Raw genomic sequence first — 16,903 nt, forward strand, 5'->3', positions numbered from 1 at the left:
GCGATTTACGTTCCACACATGACGACAACCACGGCGCCCGCCCCTGGTCCCGCAACGGCCGCTCCGTCCCCGCGCCGGGCGCCTCGGAAGAGCCCCACCAAAGACTTCCTCGAGCTCCAGCGCCGGGTCAAAGCAGCCGGCCTGATGCGCCGCCAGTACGGCTGGTACGCCTTCCGCATGGTTGCTTTGGCCGCCGCTTTCGCCGGCGCCTTCGTGCTGCTCTTCACCCTGGGCAACAGCCCCTGGCAGCTTGCCGTCGCCGCGCTCTTCGGTGTCCTCTTCACGCAGGCGGCCTTCCTCGGCCACGACGCCGCCCACCAGCAGGTCTTCAGCGCTCCGGGGCGCAACGAGTGGATGTCGCGCGTGGTCGCGAACCTCGTGGTCGGTCTGAGCCACGGCTGGTGGGGCCGCAAGCACGGCAAGCACCACGCCGATCCGAACGTGATCGGTAAGGACGGGGACATCAAGACCGGCGCGCTGGTCTTCAACCCGGAGGACGCCCACGACCGTTCCGGCGTGCTCGGGTGGATCACCCGCCGCCAGGGTTGGCTGTTCTTCCCCATGCTGACGCTGGAAGGGCTCAACCTGCACTATGCGGCCCTGACCACACTCGCCACGCAGCGCGACCTGCGCCATCGTGGCGTCGAGGCGCTTTTCCTGGCCGTGCGTCTCCTGGGCTTCCCGGCGCTGCTGATCGTGCTGCTCGGCCCCGGCCTCGGCCTGGCCTTCCTCGCGGTCCAGCTCATGGTCTTCGGCGTGTACATGGGGGCCAGCTTCGCCCCGAATCACAAGGGCATGCCGCTCATCCCCGAGCGCTCCACCGTCGACTTCCTGCGCCGTCAGGTGCTCACGTCCCGCAATATCAGCGGCGGCCGGTTCATCTTCTGGGCCATGGGCGGCCTGAACCACCAGATCGAGCACCACCTCTTCCCGCGCATGCCCAGCGTCAGCCTGCGCAAGGTCGTGCCGATCGTGCGCGAGTACTGCGCCGAGAAGGACATCCCCTACACCGAGACCGGGCTGTTTGCGTCCTACGGGATCGTCGTCCGCTATCTCAACCGCGTCGGCCTCGGCGAGGCCGATCCCTTCGAGTGCCCGCTCACAGCGCGATATCGCCCCTTCTGAGCATCCACCGAACAGGCCCGCTGGTCCATGACCGGCGGGCCTGTTCCGTGCGTGAGGCCTGACCTCAACGCCGGGCCGCACGCAGAGCGCGAACAGCCACCTGCAGTGCCGCCAAGCCCGGGTCGTCCATGCCGGCTACCTCGGCGACCGAGCGTCGTGAGCGCTCCACCCCGGCGGCGCGCCGTGCAGCCCATTCCTCCACGCGTGCGGTCGCATCGGCCCCGGCACCGGTCTCACCCAGCACCGCCGCCGTGAGTTCGGAAAGCACGGAGTAGAGGTCATCACGCAGGGCGAAGCGGGCCAGGGACTCCCAGCGGTCCTCCCGTGGGAGGGCTTCAACGCCATCGAGCAGGCGGTCCACCGAGAAGTACTCCTCCACGGCAGCGCGCACCCTGGCCACCTCCTCGGGCTCGGCCTCGTGCGCCTCAGCGAGCGCGACGACGTCGAACTTGGTGAAACCGGCGACCAGCCCGGCTGCGAGTTCCGCGAGGTCGCCGGGCACACCCTGCTCAGCCAGTTCTGCGGCGCGCCGCTCGACTCCAGCCTTCCGGGTGCCGAGCAGCAACTCGGGCAGCTGGGCGCGCAGCTGGGAGACCGGATGGGAGAAGCGCTCGACCTCGGCGCCCACGTCGATGCCTTCCGGGCGGCGCTGGACCAGCCACCGCACCGAGCGGTCGAGCAGGCGCCGGAACTCCAGGTAGAGATCGGCCTGGGTGGCGGCGTCGACCTCGTTGTCCAGGCTCTCCACCGAGGAGACGAACTCGGCGATCGTGAAGACCTCACGGGCCACCACGAAGGCGCGCACCACCTCCACCGGCGAGGCGCCGGTCTCCTCCATGGCCCGGTACACGAAGGTGGTGCCACCACGGTTGACCACCGAGTTCGCCACCCGGGTCGCGATGATCTCCCGCCGGAGCGGGTGCGCCGCGATGTGCTGGGCAAAGCGCTGCCGAAGGCCCTCGGGGAAGTATCCCTCCAGCTCGCATTGGAACCAGGATTCGTCGGGCAGGTCCGAGGCGAGGAGCTCGGCCTTCAAGGCCAGCTTGGTGTAGGCCGCCAAGACGGCGAACTCCGGGCTGGTGAGGCCCTCACCGCGGCCGCCACGTTCCTCGAGTTCCACATCGCTGGGCAAGAACTCGAGAGTGCGGTCGAGATCGCCACGCTCCTCGAGCCAGTGCATGAGACGGATGTGTGCCCCGGCCATGGTGCGTGAGACCGTGCGCGCATTGCCCAGAAGCACGGACTGCTCGTAGTTCTGCCGCAGTACTCGCCGGGCGACGTCGTCTGTGAGGGAGACCAGCACCTCGTCACGTTCGCTCCGCTGAAGTTCCCCGGCTCCCTCTGCCGAGGCCAGCAGGATCTTGAGGTTGACCTCATGGTCGGAGGAGTCCACGCCGGCGGAGTTGTCGATGGCATCGGTGTTCAGCCGCACGCCGTGGTGCGCCGCCTCCACCCGGCCGAGCTGGCTCAGGCCCAGATTCCCGCCCTCACCGACCACGCGGCAACGCAGATCCGAACCGTCGACGCGCACCAGGTCATTCGCGCGGTCACCGATGTCGTCGTGAGACTCGCTCGAGGCCTTGACGTAGGTGCCGATCCCACCGTTCCACAGCAGGTCCACCGGCGCGGTGAGGATGGCGCGGATCAGCTCCGGCGGCGTGAGCTCGGTGACCCCGGCGTCCACACCGAGCACCTCGCGCACCGGCGCGGCGATCGGGATGGCCTTCATGGTGCGCGACCACACCCCGCCGCCCTCGGAGATCAGCGAGCGGTCGTAGTCCTCCCACGTGGTGCGGCCGGCCTCGAACAGCCGCCGTCGCTCGGCGAAGGAGGCTGCGGCATCGGGCGTGGGGTCGAGAAAGATGTGCTGGTGGTTGAAGGCCGCCACGAGGTGGATGTGCTCCGAGAGCAGCATGCCGTTACCGAAGACGTCACCGGACATGTCGCCGATACCCACCACCGAGAACGACTCGGCCTGGGTGTTCAGGTCGAGATCACGGAAGTGGCGCTTGACCGCCTCCCAGGCACCGCGCGCGGTGATGCCCATGGCCTTGTGGTCGTAACCCTGGGAGCCACCGGAAGCGAAGGCGTCATCGAGCCAGTAGCCGTAGTCCGCGGCCACGGCGTTGGCGACATCGGAGAAGCTGGCGGTGCCCTTGTCGGCCGCGACCACCAGATAGGGGTCGTCGTCGTCGTGGCGTACCACGCGCTCCGGGGGGATCACTGGGCGATCGCCGCTGCCGGCCGGCACGGAAGTGTCGAGGTTGTCGGTGACGTCGAGCAGGGAGGAGATGAACAGGCGGTAGGCCTGGGTCCCGGCTTGATACCAGACGTCACGGTCGGCCGGGTCGGGCAGGCGCTTGGCCACGAAGCCACCCTTGGCGCCCACGGGCACGATGATGGCGTTCTTGACCGCTTGCGCCTTCACCAGGCCGAGGACCTCGGTGCGGAAGTCCTCCCGCCGGTCCGACCAGCGCAGGCCGCCGCGGGCCACCGGACCGTATCGCAGGTGCACCCCCTCGACGTCGACGCCGTACACCCAGATCTCCGCCCACGGGCGAGGCTCGGGCAGGAAGCTCAGCCGCTCCGGGTCGAGCTTGAGGGCGATCGTGGGGCGGTGCTCGCCCACCGCGCTCGGGTCATCAATGGGACCGGGCCCGCAGTAGTAGCTGGTGCGCACCGTGGCGTGAATGGTGGCCAGCAAGGCGCGCAGGATGCGGTCGGTGTTCAGCGAGACCACGTCGTCCAACGCCGCGGTGAGGGCCTCGCTGATCTCATGCTCGGCCTGTGCCCGCGACTCGGACTCGTCCTCGTTGAACCGATCGGGGTCGAAGCGCGCCTCGAAGAGCGCGACCAGGCCGCGCGCGAAGTCCGGGTTCTCCAGCAGCGCGTCCTCCACGTACTCCCGCGAGTAAATGGAGCCGGCCTGGCGCAGATAGGAGGTCAGGGCCCTCAGGATCTGCACCTGGCGCCAGCTCAGACCTGCCAGGAGCACCAGGGCGCCCAGCCCGTCGGTCTCGGCATGCCCATGCCAGGCAGCCAGGAAGGCCTCTTCCAGGCGGCGGCGGAGATCACCTTCGGCATCCGCGCCCTCGCTCTCGCCGCTGTCGGCGTCGTGGCGGTGCCAGGCCTCGACGTCCTCGGTGCGCAGGCCAAAGTCATAGAGGTAGACGCGACGCCCGTCGCTCTCGCCCAGGGTGTGCGGGCGCTCATCGATCACCTCGAGCCCGAGACTGGTGAAGATCGGCAGCACCGCCGAGAGCGGAAGGTCGCCATGGCGGTAGAGCTTCAGACGCTGCTCGCCAGGTGCCACGGGGCGACCCGGGATCCGATCCGGGGTGTAGAGCCGCAGGCCGAGCGGTGAGGAGTCGTCCTCCGCCACGGACTCCGCCAGTTCCGGCTCAGCGCCCCCTCGTCCCTCGACGCCGCCCTCACCTGCGCCTCGGGCGGCCTCGGTACCCCCCTCTCGGCCGCCACCCAGCTCCGGCTCAGCGCCCCCTCGTCCCTCGGCGGCGCCCTCACCTGCGCTTCTGGCGGCCTCGGTGTCCAGGAGCGCGCCGAGCTGGCGGAGATCCTCCACAGCCTCGGTGAGAGTGAAGTCCTCCTGGTAACCGCTCGGGAAGGTGAAGCGCTCCGCGAGCTCAGGGCCGCGACGGCCCAGCTGGTCACGTGAGGCCTCGGCGAGTTGCTCGGCCCAGGTCCGCGCCGCGGTGGCCACCCGATCCTCCAGCGTGGCCACGTCCGCCTCGGGTGCTCTCTCACCCGGCGCCACCCGCACCACCACATGCAGCTGCGCGAGGGGGGATTCGGTCACGCTCTCCTCGCTGCGCACCTCGGCGCCGGCCAGCGCCTTGGACAGCAGGGAGATGATCCGATCCTTGACGCCCGGGGTGTACCGATCCCGAGGGATGTAGACCAGACAGGAGGTATAGCGCTCGTAGTCATCACGCCGCAGGAACAGACGGGTGCGGGGGCGCACATGCAGGTGCACCACGGCGAGCGCCACCTCGGTGAGGTGATCGATCCCGGCCTGGAAGAGCTCCGATCGCGGGTACGTCTTGAGCACGTCGAGCAGGTCCTTGCCCAGGTGCGACTGGCGCGAGAAACCCGTGCGCTCGAAGACGGCGTTCACCGCACGGGAGATCACCGGCACCTCGGTGACCGGCCAGTTGGCGGCCGCCGCCGTGAACAGGCCGAGGAAGCGGCGCTCGCCGGTGACCTGTCCGAGGTCGTCGAAGGTCTTGATACCGATGTAGTCCAGGTGGCGCGGGCGGTGCACGGTCGAGACGGAGTTGGCCTTGGTGACGATCAGCAGCCGAGGCTCACCCGCCTTCTTCGCCACTGCGGGAGGCAGCTCGAGACGTTTCCCGGCAGTATCGGCGCCGGCGCGCAGCAGGCCCAGGCCCGAGCCGGCCCGCACACTCAGGCTCGCCGACCCCTCGGGCTCGTCGGGATGGAAGTCGTACTCGCGATAACCCAGGAACACGAAGTGCCCGGCCACGAGCCAGTCGAGGAGCTGACGCGTCTCAGTGATCTCATCGGTGTCGACCCCGGCCGGAGGTTCCTGATACAGCAGGGCGGAGATGTCACGCGCCTGTGCCTCCATTGCGGCGTGGTCCTCAACGCCCACCCGCACATCGGCCAAGACTCGGCGCAGATCGGCGGCGAGGGTGTCGAGCTCCTCGCCGGCCAGGCCGGCGATCTGCACGTAGATCCATGACTCACGGACCACCACGCCCTCAGGGGTTTCGGTGCCGACCGCCGCCACGGCCTCAGCGCCGCGCACGATCTCCACCAGGGCGCCGTCGCGGTCACGGCGTACCGCAGGTTGGGGGTGCACCAGGAGGCGCACGGCGGCCTGGCGCCGGTCGAGCTCCCCGAGGACGCTGTCGACCAGGAAAGGCATGTCGTCGGTGACGATCTGCACCACCGACATCCCGGTGTGCCAGCCGTGGGTCTCCTCCTGCGGGGTGAAGACCTCGACAACCGCTTCGCGTTCCTCGCGCGTGGCCGCCAGACGCCGGTGCGCGACCGCCGAACCGAGGAGCACACGCGGGGGCTGGGCTTGGAGATCGTCGGTGAGAACGTCGTGGAAGTAGCCCTCGAGCAGTGCCTCGGCTTCCGATCCGCTCGGTGCACCAGGCACGGCGTCGGCTTCCGCTGCGGCGTGGCGCAAGACCGAGGCGCGATCCAGCAGTGTCGGAGGAGCCGAGGAGGACCAGGTGGACATGCGGACAACACCTCTTCGTCGACGTCGGCGGGAGCGCAGTCAGCCTACCGGCGCCTCCGCGCGCCGGCACTCGTGACGGCGGGGTCAGCGAGCTACCCGAGCACAGTCAGCGGCTGCGCTCGGCCCCGATCGTGGTGTCCTCGCCGTGGCCGGTGTGCACGACCGTGTCCTCCGGCAGCACGAAGAGCTTCGCGGCGATCGAAGCCTCCAGGGTGGGCAGGTCACTGAAGGAGCGGCCGGTGGCCCCGGGGCCTCCGTTGAAGAGGGTGTCGCCGGTGAAGACGCAGCCCAGCTCCGCGGAGTAGAAGCACACGGCGCCCGGGGCGTGACCGGGGGTGTGCAGCACGGTCAGCGCGGTTCCGGCCACCTCGATGGTGTCGCCCTCAGTGAGCTCGCCGTCCCAGCTGACGCCGGGGTGGGTGAGATCCCACAGGGGCTTGTCTTCGGGGTGGAGCAGGATCGGGGCGCCGGTCCGCTCGCGCAGCTCCAGCGCCTGGCGCACGTGATCGTCGTGAGCGTGCGTGCAGGCGATGGCCCGCACGGTGCGATCACCCACCACCTCCACGATGGCGTCGACATCGTGCGGGGCGTCGATCACGACGCACTCCTCGTCGTCACCCACCACCCAGATGTTGTTGTCGACGTCGAAGGTCTCGCCATCCAGACTGAAGGTTCCGGAGACGACGGCGTGGTCGATGCGCGCGGCCATCAGAACACCACCACGCTGCGCAGCACGTTGCCGTGGTGCATCTTCTCGAATGCGGACTCGATGTCGTCCAAGCCGATCTCCTCCGTGACGAATGCGTCGAGGTCCAGTCGTCCCTGCTGATACAAGTCAATCATCATGGGGAAGTCGCGGCTCGGCAGGCAGTCGCCGTACCAGCTGGACTTCAGGGCACCGCCACGGCCGAAGACGTCGAGCAAGGGCAGGTCGGGCACCGTCATCTCCGGGGTAGGCACACCCACCAGCACCAGGACCCCGGCGAGGTCTCGGGCGTAGAAGCCCTGCTTCCAGGTCTCCGGGCGGCCCACCGCCTCGATGACCACGTCCGCGCCCTCGGCGCCCTCGTAGTACTGAGCGCAGATCGCCTTGATCTCCGCCACGGCGTCGGACTGTGAGGAATCGACGGTGTGGGTGGCGCCGAGCTTCGTGGCGGTCTCGAGCTTGGCGAGGTCGATGTCCACCGCGATGATCGGGCTGGCGCCGGAGAGCGCGGCGCCAGCGATCGCGGCCGCCCCCACGCCACCGCAGCCGATGACGGCTACGGACTTGCCGCGTGTGGCGCCACCGGTGTTGATGGCGGCGCCCAGGCCGGCCATGACCCCGCAGCCGAGGAGGCCCGCGGCAGCCGGGCGTGCGTGGGGGTCGACCTTGGTGCACTGCCCCGCGGCCACCAGGGTCTTCTCGGCGAAGGCGCCGATCCCCAGGGCCGGGGAGAGTTCGGTGCCGTCCTCGAGTGTCATCTTCTGCGCGGCGTTATGAGTGTTGAAGCAGTACTGCAGGTCTCCGCGCTTGCACGCGCGGCACTCTCCGCACACCGCGCGCCAGTTCAGCACCACGAAGTCGCCGGGGCTGACCTCGGTGACGCCCTCGCCGACCGCCTCCACGACGCCAGCGGCCTCGTGACCGAGCAGGAAGGGGAACTCGTCGTTGATCCCGCCTTCGCGGTAGTGCAGGTCGGTGTGGCAGACGCCGCAGGCCTGCACCTGCACCAGGGCCTCACCGGGGCCAGGATCCGGAACATGGATGGTGGTGAGTTCGACGGGTTGTCCCTTGGCACGAGCGACGACGGCCTTGACCTGGTGCATGGTGCTCCTTCGACGAGCGAGCGCTCCTCGGCCGGCCCGTGCGGGGCGCAGCGTCGGCGGCGCGCGGATGGGGTGCCCACAACCTACTCCGCAGCCGGGTCAGATCGCTCGGGATCATCCCCGGCGTGGAGGCAGACCAGGCCTACGACGACGTGTCGTATATCCTGGCCCCGATGTCGACTCTCCGCGCCTGCACGGCCTCTCCCCGCTCTGCGTCCAGCTCGTCCCTCGCCCGCGTGTCCGCGCTGCTCATCGCGCTGGTACTGGCCGGCGCTCTCGCCGCCCTGAGCGCGCCAGCAGCCTCCGCCCATGACCTCCTGCTCAGCTCGTACCCGGAGGACGGCGAGACCCTGGAGTCGGCACCAGACGAACTGGTGCTGAGTTTCAACAACGAGCCCTTGGAGCAGGGCGCCGCCGTCGAGGTGACGAATGCGGACGGCGAGGTGGTCGCCGAGCCGGAGCCGACGTACGCGGGCGTGGATGTGGTCTTCGCACTGCCCGACCTCGACCCGGGCGTCTACGACATCTCGTGGACGGTGGTCTCGAGCGACGGGCATCGCATCAGCGACGATCCTGCCCTCAGCTTCACCGTCGAAGGGAGCCTCGAGGAGGGGCCGACCCCCACGGAGGAGCCCACCGAGGACGCTCCTGAACCTGCCACGGACACCGAGACCACCGACGAGACCCCGGGCGCCGGCCCGGCACAGGGTGAGCTGCTCGACGACGAGGAGTCGCCCGGTGCCTGGCGTGTGGTCGGGGCTGCTGCTGCTGCCGCCGGCGTCGTCGCCGTGGTGGCGGCGCTCATTGTCAGGATCCGGCGGCAGCAGCGCGGCCGGGACGGCCGATAGTACTCTTCCCGGTCAGCAGTACTCTTCCCGGTCAGCGCGGGGTGTAGGTGAGGCAGTCGGCCTCGTCGCCACCAGCGCCCACCCGCACGGCAGGTGCCGAGCAGGACAGGTTCTCGTTGAAGGAGCATTCGTGCCGCTGGCACGCTCCGACATGGGTCACGACCTTGTCCAGGCCACCCTTCATGCCGAGAGGGATGAAGGTTTCACACTTGGCATCGGAGCCGGCCTCACCGCCGATGGTCACGGCCGGGGCCTTGCAGTGGGTGTGCTCGTTGTAGGAGCAGCCGGCCGCCGAGCACTCGGTGACCGTGGGGAGCTCTGCGAGTGTGGTCATCGGAACCTCCTGAGTTCAATGTGACGCGGGGTGCGCCTCCATCGAATCTAAGGCCTTTATCGAAATCTCGCCAGCTATTCCGGAGAAAGCGGCGTGTGAGGTTTTCTGGCCACCTTGCGTATTCTATTGCGCCGGCATTTTAAAAACAGGGGCGGTGCGCAAATAAGGTAAGGCTCGGCTGCATATCTCAGGCACCACCTTCGGCAGGATCCGGTGGTCCGGCCGGCCCCGGCCGCGGAACAGACCGCAATCGGCGCTCAAGGACGCGCCGCTCGAGCGGCCCAAGATCGTCGATCACGGCGATGATCCCCGCCAACGACTCCAGCGAGGCCAGTGCCCGTTCCGCCCCGCGTGGTGCGGCACCTTCGTAGAGTTCCAGACCGATGAAGGCGGCGCTCATGGCATGGGCGAGCCCGGGAACGTCCACGACGCCGGATAGCACCGTTCCCGAGAACACACGGTGAAGGACTGCTTCGACCTCCTGCACCCACACGCCCAGGCCGTCGCTGATCGCGCCGGCGAGCGCCTCATGCGATCGCGTGCCGGCCAGGAGCTGGCCGAGAACAGCGACATGACCTGCTTCGCGTTCCGTCACGTGGATCCGGCGCGCCACATCCACGAGATCGCTGAAGGACTCCACCTCGTGCAGAGCGGCACGATGGGTGGCCACCCGTTGCTCTGCGCCGCGCCTGCAGGCTGCTCCCAGCAGATCCTCCACCGATCCGAAGTGATAGAAGATCAAGGCTGGATTGACCTCCGCCCGCGCGGCAATGGTGCGGGCCGACGCCTTGGCGACGCCGTGCTCGGCGACCGTCACCAAGGTCGCATCGAGGAGGCGCTCGCGCGTGGCGTTCTTGCCGCTCATGCCAGCGCCACTTCACGCACCGGACGCAGCCCCGGGCGGACGCCGATCTCGGCCACTGGCGCGTAGTCGGCCCAGAACGTGCCGTGGTAACCGAACAGGGGCCCGAAGCGCCGGTTGACCACGCGCACATCGATCCGGAAGCACGCGGCGTCGTCGTCGTAGGACTCGCGCACTGTGGCATCACCGCCCATGAACTGCGGCACACGCACGTTCAGCAGGCCTTCGTGCACGCGGTGCTCCCCGGAGCGGATGACGAGCCCGCCGCGCTCATCGACGCCGAACTCCAGTTCGCTGATCAAGTGCTGGTGACTGCCCAGGAAATCGACGATCGAGTCACCGCCTGGTGAGAGCACCATCTGAGCATCGAAGCGGTGGGCGCGGCCGGGAAAGGAGAAGGTGCGCACGAAGGTGACGGTCTCACGGCCGAAGCTGTCCAGATAGGGCACGTTCTCGATCACGAAGGGGACATGTCTTCCCCGCCGCGGCGCGAGGATATTGCGCGTACCACCGAGCGCCAGGAAGGGCCGGACCCAGGGCGGGCCGTGCCAGATCTCCTCCATGACGCCACGCCCCAGGCAGGCCTCCCCGGACTCGAGCCCCACCGAGAAGCGGCGCTGCAGCCGAGGGTGGAGCCGGTCGAAGTCGGACCCCATCACGGTACGGAAGATGCTCATGACGCTGCCTCCATCGAGGGTCGAGTGTGGCGCTGGTGATCGGCGGGCGGCCCGTGAAGTGCGGCCGGGGAGCGCCGCGTGCGACGGGCCGCCGGGGTGGTCGAGCGGGGAGGAAGGGCGAGGGCCGCGCCGATCAGCGCCAGCGCGATGGAGCCACGCGCAAGGACCACGACCGGCGAGCGTCGGCGCCGTCCGCTCGTGACCATGACGAGGGCAGCCGCCACCGCCCCCGCGCGGATCGCCAGCCCGGCCAGGGCTTGATTGCGGCTGCGCTCCGGGCTCTGGTCCAGCTCACACCACAGGCGAAGCCGGTCGAAGGACCAGGCGGTGGCCCAGCCGATGAGCGGGCGGAACACGACAGCGTCGGCCGGCGGTCCCAGGCGACCCCAGCCGGGCCGGTAGTCGTAGCCGGTCAAGAAGACGATGCCGTCGCCAGGCCGGTAGCGCCAGTAGCCACTGCCCGCCCGGATGATGGACAGCGGGTGCGTGCTGGAGAACCGCAGCGCACTGGTGCATGAGCCGTCCGGTCGGCGCTGTTCGCCGCTGTGCACCCCGATCCCGGCCACTGTCAGCCCGGGAAACACGGTGGTGGCATAGCGAAAACGCTGAAGGCCCTCCTGCGCCGTGGCGAGTGCACGGATCTCCCCGAACCGGAGGTCCCAGCGGGAATGCTGCGCCGGGCACTGGGTGCGTTGCCAGAGCAGATCCATGGGCGCGCGGACCGTGGTCTCCGCGTAGATCCGCTTCCCCATCCGTCTGCCCTCTTCCACGCCAGACCGGCGATTTGACCGATCGATCAAAAGTCTCGCATTCAGTTGAACGATCGGTCAAGGTGTCGCATGCGCTGGCGGGCCACCGGGCTCGATAACCTAGCTCCATGCCGCAGGTGACCGCCCTCTACCGTTACCCGGTCAAGGGCTTCACCCCCGAGTCGTGCACGAGTCTGACGATTCAGCCCGACGGCCGGGTGGCGGGTGACCGCACACTGACCTTCCGCTTTGCGAACGCTCTCGAACCGGAGATCGACGAGGAGTGCGGACTGCCCTACTGGCCCAAGCGTGGCGGTCTCGCCCTGGTCAGCTTTCCCTCCCTCGCGCGGCTGCAGGTGCGGCTGCACGGCGAGCGCCTGCGTATTGCCGACGGCAACCACGTCGTCGCCGAGGCCGGGCTCGATGCGGCGGGCCGGGAACTGCTCTGCGAGCGCGTGACGGAGTGGTTGCGCGCGAACGGCGAGGCGCGCCGGCTCGAGCGGCCGGGCAGGCTTCCCCTCCACCTCCTCGGCGACGCCGGAGCCTCCCGGTTTCAGGACCGGGCTCTGGGATTCATCTCCCTCCACGGCCAAGCCAGCACCGAGGCACTTGAGGCCGAACTCCCTGGCGCCGGTGACGTACGACGGTTCCGATCGAACATCGTGGTGGGCGGCACCCGCGCCTGGGAGGAGCTCGACTGGCGCGGCCCAGTACGCATCGGCCACGTCGAGTGCGTCGCCGTCCGGCCCATCGGTCGCTGCCTGGCCACCCACGCGAATCCCGAGACCGGCACGCGCGACCTCGAGGTGATGTCCGCCCTGGTGGAGCGCTTCGGACAACCCGAACCTCTGATGGGCGTTCTGCTGTTGCCGGTCGACGGTGGTGGCGAGATCCGTCTGGGCGATGAGGTCAGCCTGCTGCCGCCTTCGTGAGCCAACCGCGCACTGTCGCGAGTCGACCGCACACCTCTTGACGCGGATACCGCTGAGCCTTAACGTACAACCTGATGGTTGTAGATACCGAACTGGTGAGCGGCGCGCTGAGCGACGACGAGGTGGACCGGATCTTCCGGGCCCTTGCTGACGCCACCCGCCGTGACATCGTCCGCCGCACCCTCACCAAGGAGGCGACGGTCAGCGCACTCGCGTCGTCGTACGACATGTCCTTCGCCGCGGTGCAGAAGCACGTGACCGTCCTGGAGGGGGCAGGCCTGGTGACCAAGCACCCCCAGGGCCGCGAACGCCTTGTTCGTGGCAACCCGGAGCGGATCCAGCAAGCGCAGATGCTGCTGGAGCGCTACGAGCAGATCTGGCGCGGCCGCATCAGCCGGCTCGGCGCACTCCTGACTGAGAAGCAACACCCCTGAGCGAAAGCAGGCCACCATGCCCGTCACCTCCGTCGAGAAGGACCTCGACGCCCTGACCATGACGATCATCGCCGACTTCCCGGTGCCGGTCCGCCGACTGTGGGACGCCTACGCGGACCCACGTCAGCTCGAGAAGTTCTGGGGCCCGCCCGAATGGCCGGCGACCTTCACCCGGCACGACCTGTACCCCGGGGGCCGGTCGCATTACTACATGACCGGCCCGGACGGCGAGCACGCCGGGGGTTACTGGGAGTTCACCGCCGTCGAGGAGGGGCGCTCCTTCGAAACCATCGACGGCTTTGCCGATGAGGACGGCGCACCCAAGACCGACATGCCCACCACGCGGACGGTCTACGAGTTCTCCGAGACCCCCGGCGGGTCCCGCCTGACTACCACGGCCTCCTTCAACTCCCTCGAGGAGCTCGAGCAGCTCGTCGCCATGGGCATGGAGGAGGGCACCAAGGCCGCCATGGCCCAGATCGATGACGTGCTCGCCGACCTTCGCTCCTTCGCCGCCGGTCGAGCACTCGAGGCACAGCTCCTCAATGACACGCAGGTGCGCGTCAGCCGGGTCATCCGCGGCACGGTTCAGCAGGTCTGGGACGCCCACCACGATCCGGAACTCCTGCGCCGCTGGCTCCTCGGCCCGGACGGTTGGGTGATGAGCGAGGTGACGGTGGCGAACGCCGTCGGGCAGACCTACCGCTATGCCTGGGAGCCGACGGAAGACGTCGACGGGGAACCCTTCGCGCTGACCGGCGAACTCCTCGAGTCCGATCCCCCGCACCGCGAGGTGACCACCGAGTCGATGGAAGGGATCGAGGGCCCGCCCGCCCGGAACGAGCAGACGCTCACAGCAGTGCAAGGCGGGACCCTGCTCTCCCTGGTCATCACCTACGCCAGCACGGAGATGCGCGACGCGATCCTGGCGACCGGCATGACCGAGGGCATGGAAGCCAGCTACGCGCGCTTGGAAGCCACCATTCTGGAGGCCGCCTGACCATGCGAGCCCTGATCGTTTCCGCCTTCACCTCGCTCGACGGCGTCATGGAGGCGCCCGGCGGGGAGGAGGGCTACCGCAATGCCGGATGGACCTTCAACCAGATCCCGGTCGAGGACGCCACTTTCGAGATCAAGACCCGCGAGCAGGACGAGGCACAGGCCTTGCTGCTGGGCCGCCGCAGCTACGAGGCCTTCGCGCCGGTCTGGCCGCAGATGACCGAGGACTTCGCCAGCTACAACACCATGCCGAAGTACGTCGTCTCCAGCACGCTGCGCGAGAAGGATCTGGTGGAGAACTGGGGGGAGATCACCGTCCTGCGATCCGTGGACGACGTCGCCCGCCTGAAGGAGACCGAGGGGGGCCCCATCATCGTGCACGGCAGCGCCACCCTCGGGCACCAGCTCTCCGAGGCCAGTCTGGTCGACCGCTATCACCTGCTGGTGTTTCCCCTGCTGCTCGGCGCGGGCAAGCGCCTGTTCTCCGGCGCTGACAAGGACGCCACTCGCCTGGACCTCGTCGAGCACGAGGCCTACGGGAACGGCGTGCAGAAGATGGTCTTCGATGTCGTCGGGGCGGAGGGCTCATGAGTAGCGTCGCCGCGGATATCTCGATGTCCTTGGACGGCTACGTCACTGGACCTGAGCCAGATGGCGAGCGCGGGCTCGGCATCGACGGCGAGGCCCTCCACGGATGGGTGCTCAACTCGGAGGACTCGCCACCGGACCGCCACTTCTTGGAAATGGCGGAGCATCACGGTGCTGTGATCATGGGCCGTCGGACCTTTGACTTCGTCGACGGTCCCCACGGCTGGAACGACGACATCGGCTATGCCTACGACCACGACCTTCCCTCTCGACCACCGGTCTTCGTGGTCACCCACGAAGCACCGGAAACGACGCGCCTAGCTGGCTTCACTTTCGTCACCGACGGCATCGCCGCCGCCATCGAGGCCGCCCGAGCGACCGCCGGCGAGCGCGAGACGGTCATCATGGGCGGCGCCTCGGTCATCGATCAGGCACTCACCGCTGGGCTGGTGGACGAACTGCGCATCCATCTGTCCCCGGTGGTGATGGGCAACGGCACTCGCCTCTTCGACCTGATCGACGAGCGCGTACTACTGAACCAGCACGACGTCGTCGTCACCGACCACGCCACCCACCTGACCTACCGAACCCGGGAGCTGTGATGTTCCGAGCATTCACCATCGCCTTGCCCATCGTCGACCGGCAGCGGTCCTACGCCTTCTACCAGGAGACGCTCGGGCTCGAGCCCGTCGGTGCGCCGGATGCAGACGGCGTACCCGAGCCGTTGCAGTTCCGGCTCGATGCGAACACCATGCTCATGCTCGTCCCCTCCGGGGGCTTCGGCTGGGTCCTCGGCGGGCGCGAGCTCGCCGCTCCGGGCACCAGTGAGATGCTGCTGAGTCTGACGCTCGATTCTGCCGAGGAGGTCGTCGCGGCGGCGGAGCGCATGCGCGGTGCCGGTGGCGAGATCGTCCTCGCGCCTGCCCAGCAAGAGTGGGGCTTCACCGGCGTCGTCACTGACCCTGACGGCCATGCGTGGCAACTGATCAACATCCACCACTGATCGGAGCAGTCATGTCCTTCCAGTCCTATCTCGACAACATCGAGACCAAGACCGGCCTCACCCCCCGGCAGTTCATCGAGCTCGCCCACGAGCGCGGGTTTGGGCCCGGCACCAAGGCGACCCCGATCATCCAGTGGCTTGCCGAGGACTACGGCCTGGGGCGCGGGCATGCCATGGCGCTCGTGCACGTGATCACCAAGGGCGACCAGATCAGCAGCAAGCACGTCGGCTCCACCGGCGCGCACAGCGACGTCAGTGATCGCCTCTGGCTGGATGGCAAAGACACCAAACCAGCCGAACCCCGGCAGTAACCTCGGACCTGAACGCGATCGTCACCCGGAGGATCTCACCATGGCCGATACCCCCGACATCCGCCCCGTGGGCGACCTGCCCAACGAGATGGGCAAGACCGCGCCGCGCGAGCTCCACTACGCCGGTATCTCCAGCCTGGCCGAGGTCGCGACGCACACTCGCGCCGAATTGCTCGCCATCCATGGCGTCGGCCCCAAAGCCATCCGGATCCTCGAGGGCGCCCTGGCCGAGCAAGGGCTGAGCTTCGCCGAGGACTGAGCGCCGCGCAGGTCTGCGCACCCCTCTTAAATAACTCTTGCCTTATATAATCTGAAGTGCAATCATGGTCGCAGCATCTCGCGCCCGGGGTGCTCGCGACGACCATGCGAAAGGCCTGCCATGTCAGACGGGACCGAACACATCAACCGCACCAGCCGCGAGGTCAGCAGCCGCGCCCGCGGCGAATCGGACGTGAAGGTCATCGGCCTCTCGCGCCGTTACGAGGTCCCGCTCGCTGAGCTCTGGGAGGCCTGCACCGTCGCCGAGCGGATCTCCCGGTGGGTGGCGCCCATCTCCGGAGACCTGCGCCTGGGCGGGCGTTACCAGATCGAGGGCAATGCCGAGGGCACGATCGAGGAGTGCGTGCCGCAGGAGCGGATCGCCGTGACCTGGGAATACGGCGGAGAAACGAGCTGGGTGGTGGCCACCCTCGCCCACGAGGACGACGCGGCACGGCTGACCGTCGAGCACCTCGCGCCGGGCGGAGCGCACTGGGAAGAGTTCGGCGCCGGGGCCGGCGGGATCGGCTGGGATCTGATGCTGCTCGGGCTGCAGTTCCATCTGCAGGATTCGGAGTTCCGGGGTGATCCGGCATGGCTCGGCACGGATGAGGGCCGCGCGTTGATGGCCGCGAGCGCGGAGCAGTGGCGTCTGGCCCAGATCGCCGGGGAGCAGGATGAGAAGGCAGCGAACGAGGCGGCGGTCCGCTGCCGCCAGGCATATCTCGGCGAGTAACGCAGGCC

Annotated in this window: 18 protein-coding genes; 11 read left to right on the forward strand and 7 right to left on the reverse strand. The window is 68.6% G+C overall.

The annotated features are described in order from the left end of the window. The first annotated feature begins 18 nt into the window (after nucleotides 1-18). On the forward strand, nucleotides 19-1,125 hold the full coding sequence (locus tag EDD31_RS05745) for a fatty acid desaturase family protein (RefSeq protein WP_123303312.1): 1,107 nt from the start codon (nucleotides 19-21) through the stop codon (nucleotides 1,123-1,125). Nucleotides 1,126-1,189: 64 nt separating this feature from the next. On the opposite strand, the gene EDD31_RS05750 is transcribed toward EDD31_RS05745, so the two are convergent. The 3 genes from EDD31_RS05750 to EDD31_RS05760 form a co-directional block, all read right to left on the reverse strand. Further along, on the reverse strand, nucleotides 1,190-6,355 hold the full coding sequence (locus EDD31_RS05750; RefSeq protein WP_245990942.1) for an NAD-glutamate dehydrogenase: 5,166 nt from the start codon (nucleotides 6,353-6,355) through the stop codon (nucleotides 1,190-1,192). A gap of 106 nt (nucleotides 6,356-6,461) precedes the next feature. Further along, nucleotides 6,462-7,064 (reverse strand): MBL fold metallo-hydrolase, encoded by a 603-nt coding sequence (locus EDD31_RS05755; RefSeq protein ID WP_123303313.1) that lies wholly within the window; start codon nucleotides 7,062-7,064, stop codon nucleotides 6,462-6,464. Beyond that, entirely contained in the window at nucleotides 7,064-8,164 is a 1,101-nt protein-coding gene (locus EDD31_RS05760) for an S-(hydroxymethyl)mycothiol dehydrogenase (protein ID WP_123303314.1), read from the reverse strand. Before EDD31_RS05760 ends, EDD31_RS05755 begins: the two co-directional genes overlap by 1 nt. Before the next feature lie 173 nt (nucleotides 8,165-8,337). Between EDD31_RS05760 and EDD31_RS05765 the strand changes: the two genes are divergently transcribed. Next, the gene (locus EDD31_RS05765; RefSeq protein WP_148058874.1) at nucleotides 8,338-9,012 is read left to right on the forward strand and encodes a copper resistance CopC family protein; all 675 of its coding nucleotides are present in this window, start codon (nucleotides 8,338-8,340) and stop codon (nucleotides 9,010-9,012) included. Nucleotides 9,013-9,043: 31 nt separating this feature from the next. Here EDD31_RS05765 and EDD31_RS05770 read toward each other — a convergent pair whose 3' ends face one another. From EDD31_RS05770 to EDD31_RS05785, 4 genes are all read right to left on the reverse strand, one after another. Continuing rightward, nucleotides 9,044-9,346 (reverse strand): DUF1540 domain-containing protein, encoded by a 303-nt coding sequence (locus tag EDD31_RS05770; protein ID WP_123303316.1) that lies wholly within the window; start codon nucleotides 9,344-9,346, stop codon nucleotides 9,044-9,046. Nucleotides 9,347-9,533: 187 nt separating this feature from the next. Continuing rightward, the gene (locus tag EDD31_RS05775; RefSeq protein ID WP_123303317.1) at nucleotides 9,534-10,211 is read right to left on the reverse strand and encodes a TetR/AcrR family transcriptional regulator; all 678 of its coding nucleotides are present in this window, start codon (nucleotides 10,209-10,211) and stop codon (nucleotides 9,534-9,536) included. Further along, nucleotides 10,208-10,885 carry a DUF4166 domain-containing protein gene (locus EDD31_RS05780; RefSeq protein WP_123303318.1) on the reverse strand — a complete coding sequence of 226 codons (678 nt, stop codon included), beginning with the start codon at nucleotides 10,883-10,885 and terminating at the stop codon, nucleotides 10,208-10,210. Before EDD31_RS05780 ends, EDD31_RS05775 begins: the two co-directional genes overlap by 4 nt. Beyond that, nucleotides 10,882-11,637 carry a hypothetical protein gene (locus tag EDD31_RS05785; protein WP_123303319.1) on the reverse strand — a complete coding sequence of 252 codons (756 nt, stop codon included), beginning with the start codon at nucleotides 11,635-11,637 and terminating at the stop codon, nucleotides 10,882-10,884. The genes EDD31_RS05780 and EDD31_RS05785 overlap by 4 nt, the downstream gene beginning before the upstream one ends. Nucleotides 11,638-11,762: 125 nt before the next feature. On the opposite strand from EDD31_RS05785, the gene EDD31_RS05790 reads away from it, so the two are divergent. From EDD31_RS05790 to EDD31_RS05830, 9 genes are all read left to right on the forward strand, one after another. Next, the gene (locus tag EDD31_RS05790; protein ID WP_123303320.1) at nucleotides 11,763-12,566 is read left to right on the forward strand and encodes an MOSC domain-containing protein; all 804 of its coding nucleotides are present in this window, start codon (nucleotides 11,763-11,765) and stop codon (nucleotides 12,564-12,566) included. A gap of 74 nt (nucleotides 12,567-12,640) precedes the next feature. Next, nucleotides 12,641-13,000 carry an ArsR/SmtB family transcription factor gene (locus tag EDD31_RS05795; RefSeq protein WP_123303321.1) on the forward strand — a complete coding sequence of 120 codons (360 nt, stop codon included), beginning with the start codon at nucleotides 12,641-12,643 and terminating at the stop codon, nucleotides 12,998-13,000. A 16-nt stretch (nucleotides 13,001-13,016) separates the two neighbouring features. Continuing rightward, complete coding sequence (locus tag EDD31_RS05800; protein ID WP_123303322.1) at nucleotides 13,017-14,000, forward strand: SRPBCC family protein; 984 nt, start codon at nucleotides 13,017-13,019, stop codon at nucleotides 13,998-14,000. Between the two features lie 2 nt (nucleotides 14,001-14,002). After that, complete coding sequence (locus tag EDD31_RS05805) at nucleotides 14,003-14,590, forward strand: dihydrofolate reductase family protein (RefSeq protein WP_123303323.1); 588 nt, start codon at nucleotides 14,003-14,005, stop codon at nucleotides 14,588-14,590. Beyond that, nucleotides 14,587-15,189, forward strand: coding sequence for a dihydrofolate reductase family protein (locus EDD31_RS05810; RefSeq protein ID WP_123303324.1), 603 nt, complete (start codon nucleotides 14,587-14,589; stop codon nucleotides 15,187-15,189). Before EDD31_RS05805 ends, EDD31_RS05810 begins: the two co-directional genes overlap by 4 nt. Continuing rightward, nucleotides 15,189-15,590 carry a VOC family protein gene (locus EDD31_RS05815; RefSeq protein WP_123303325.1) on the forward strand — a complete coding sequence of 134 codons (402 nt, stop codon included), beginning with the start codon at nucleotides 15,189-15,191 and terminating at the stop codon, nucleotides 15,588-15,590. Before EDD31_RS05810 ends, EDD31_RS05815 begins: the two co-directional genes overlap by 1 nt. Nucleotides 15,591-15,601: 11 nt before the next feature. After that, nucleotides 15,602-15,901, forward strand: coding sequence for a DUF4287 domain-containing protein (locus tag EDD31_RS05820; RefSeq protein WP_123303326.1), 300 nt, complete (start codon nucleotides 15,602-15,604; stop codon nucleotides 15,899-15,901). 40 nt (nucleotides 15,902-15,941) lie between these two features. Next, nucleotides 15,942-16,160: a helix-hairpin-helix domain-containing protein gene (locus tag EDD31_RS05825; RefSeq protein ID WP_123303327.1), complete on the forward strand. Its 219-nt coding sequence runs from the start codon at nucleotides 15,942-15,944 to the stop codon at nucleotides 16,158-16,160. Nucleotides 16,161-16,280: 120 nt separating this feature from the next. Further along, a complete protein-coding gene (locus tag EDD31_RS05830) occupies nucleotides 16,281-16,895 on the forward strand; it encodes an SRPBCC domain-containing protein (RefSeq protein WP_123303328.1) in 615 nt (204 codons plus the stop codon). Nucleotides 16,896-16,903 lie beyond the last annotated feature (8 nt).

This window comes from Bogoriella caseilytica, from assembly GCF_003752405.1.
GTDB lineage: Bacteria > Actinomycetota > Actinomycetes > Actinomycetales > Actinomycetaceae > Allobogoriella > Allobogoriella caseilytica.